Annotated in this window: 2 protein-coding genes; both read right to left on the bottom strand. The window is 55.5% G+C overall.

The features are described from left to right. Positions 1-123: 123 nt before the first annotated feature. Positions 124-1,080 carry a lipoyl synthase gene (gene lipA / locus AADEFJLK_RS23525; RefSeq protein ID WP_103976023.1) on the bottom strand — a complete coding sequence of 319 codons (957 nt, stop codon included), beginning with the start codon at positions 1,078-1,080 and terminating at the stop codon, positions 124-126. Next, the gene (gene lipB, locus AADEFJLK_RS23520; protein WP_103976022.1) at positions 1,077-1,685 is read right to left on the bottom strand and encodes a lipoyl(octanoyl) transferase LipB; all 609 of its coding nucleotides are present in this window, start codon (positions 1,683-1,685) and stop codon (positions 1,077-1,079) included. The genes lipA and lipB overlap by 4 nt, the downstream gene beginning before the upstream one ends. Positions 1,686-1,873 lie beyond the last annotated feature (188 nt).

Below are 1,873 nucleotides of genomic sequence, written 5' to 3'. Positions count from 1 at the left end.
GCCTACGCATCAAGCACATCGTTACCGATATGCCTGCATGGCTCGATACCAGGCTCGTGGCTAGCGATTACCTGGGCGGGATTCACACCCGCTAGTTTATGCAGCCTTGCCAGGCCGCAACGGTTAAATAACCCCTTTAGCCTGAAGGTCGGCATGGTAAGACGAGCGTACCAGCGGTGCACTGGCGACTTGTTTAAAGCCGAGTTCTTTGGCGACCCGGCCATAGTCGGCAAATTCTTCCGGGGTTACATAGCGTTGTACGGGCAAATGGGCTTTGGTCGGTTGCAGGTATTGGCCTAAGGTTAGCATCGAGCAGCCGTGGGCGCGTAGGTCTTGCATCACCTGATGCACTTCTTCGGTCTCTTCGCCTAGCCCCATCATCAGGCCGGATTTGGTGGGGATGTGCGGCAGAGCTTCGTGGTGGCGGCGCAGCAGGTCTAAAGAGCCTTGGTAATCTGAGCCGGGGCGGGCTTGTTTATACAGTCTGGGGACGGTTTCCAGGTTGTGGTTAAAAACATCGCAGGGTTGCTGCATGAGGATGGCAACCGCCTTTTCGACCCGCCCACGAAAATCGGGGACGAGGATTTCTATTTTGGTGCTCGGCGTTTGCGCCCGAATTTTGCTGATGCACTCGGCGAAATGCCCCGCGCCGCCATCGCGCAAATCATCGCGGTCTACGGAGGTGATGACGACGTATTTTAAGGCCATGGCGGCAATGGCATCGGCCAGATGCTGCGGTTCGTTGGCATCTAAGGGCAGGGGTTTGCCGTGCGCGACATCGCAAAACGGGCAGCGGCGGGTGCATAAGTCGCCCATAATCATAAAGGTCGCCGTGCCGTGTTGGAAGCATTCGGCCAAGTTGGGGCAGGCGGCTTCTTCGCAGACGGTGTGTAACTGGTGTTCGCGTAGCAATTGCTTGACGCGGGTAATCTCTTCGTTGGCGGTGACTTTAATGCGTATCCAGTCGGGTTTGCGCAATAGGGTGTCCGGTTGCTCGACTTTAATGGGGATACGCGCCAGTTTTTCGGTGCTGCGCTGGTGCGATTCGGGGGTGGTGCGTGACGGTGCTTGATAGTTCATGGCTGTAAGGCTGGGGTTATTTTGTCAATAATAAGGGCGGCGGCCTCGGCGGTGGCGACGTGGACACCGAGGTCGGCGAGTTGGGTCATTGCCAATCCGGCATAACCGCAGGGGTTAATCAGCGTAAACGGGCGCAAATCCATGGCATTGTTCAGACTTAAGCCATGATAACTGCAATGGTTTTTAATACGCAAACCGATTGAGCCTATTTTTTTGCCTTGCACATACACGCCTGGCGCGTCGGCGCGGGCTTGGGCACTGATACCGTAGTCGGCCAAGGCCGCAATCATGGCGTTTTCTAACAGGGTCACCAGTTCACGGATATTGATTGGTAAGCGTTTTATGTCGATGAGGGTATAGATGACCACTTGCCCTGGGCCGTGATAAGTCACTTGGCCGCCCCGGTCGCTATGCACCACCGGAATGTCGCCGATGTTCAGCAAATGCTCGCGCTTGCCGCTTAAGCCTAAGGTATAGACGGGCGGGTGTTCGACTGTCCATAGTTCGTCGGGGGTGTCGGTGCTGCGTTGCTGGGTGAATGCCTGCATGGCTTGCCAAGTGTCGGCGTAGGGTTGGTGGTTGAGGTGGCGGAGGATGGGGGGCATCAGTTGGTTTTTGGGGAAAAGATGGTGACTGCTACGCGCATAATCTTACGCTTGTCCAGACAATAAGCGAAATCGGGGGTTCGTGCTGGTTTGCCCTATAAGATCGCCGTAGCGGTAAAGACGGATAAGTCTACCAGTTTTATGGGGGATTTTCACGGCTTGGCGTTTAAACCTGGGAAAGGTTTAAA

This window comes from Methylovulum psychrotolerans, assembly GCF_002923755.1.
Lineage (GTDB): Bacteria > Pseudomonadota > Gammaproteobacteria > Methylococcales > Methylomonadaceae > Methylovulum > Methylovulum psychrotolerans.
Note: the sequence above shows the minus strand (reverse complement) of the source record. Positions and strands in the feature narration are given on the sequence as shown.

Coding starts and splice junctions, on each gene's coding strand:
- lipA (WP_103976023.1), bottom strand. CDS start 1,080: ATGAACTATCAAGCACCGTCACGCACCACCCCCGAATCGCACCAGCGC.
- lipB (WP_103976022.1), bottom strand. CDS start 1,685: ATGCCCCCCATCCTCCGCCACCTCAACCACCAACCCTACGCCGACACT.